Source organism: Bacillus sp. NTK071, assembly GCF_017303315.1.
In the GTDB taxonomy this organism is placed as follows: Bacteria; Bacillota; Bacilli; order Bacillales; family Guptibacillaceae; genus Guptibacillus.
Genome location: NZ_JAFKOI010000123.1, coordinates 1 through 261 on the forward strand (window position 1 = coordinate 1; position 261 = coordinate 261).

Genomic DNA, 261 nt, shown 5'->3' on the forward strand with positions numbered 1-261 from the left:
TCGACCACCTTCGGCGCCGAGCCCAATTCGAACGTTTCGTTCATCGATGCGGCGATGCCCGGCATGCTGCCGGTGATCAACGAATTCTGTATCGAGCAGGCGGTGCGCACCGGGCTGGGCCTGAAGGCGCAGATCAACCTGCGCTCGGCCTTCGACCGCAAGAATTACTTCTACCCCGACAACCCGCAGGGCTATCAGATCAGCCAGCTCTATCACCCGATCGTCGGCGAGGGCGAAGTCATCGTCGAGATGGGCGCGGGC

Annotated in this window: 1 pseudogene; it reads left to right on the forward strand. The window is 62.5% G+C overall.

The features are described 5' to 3' along the window. A pseudogene (locus JI666_RS22215) lies at positions 1 to 261 on the forward strand (Asp-tRNA(Asn)/Glu-tRNA(Gln) amidotransferase subunit GatB); the annotation flags it as partial.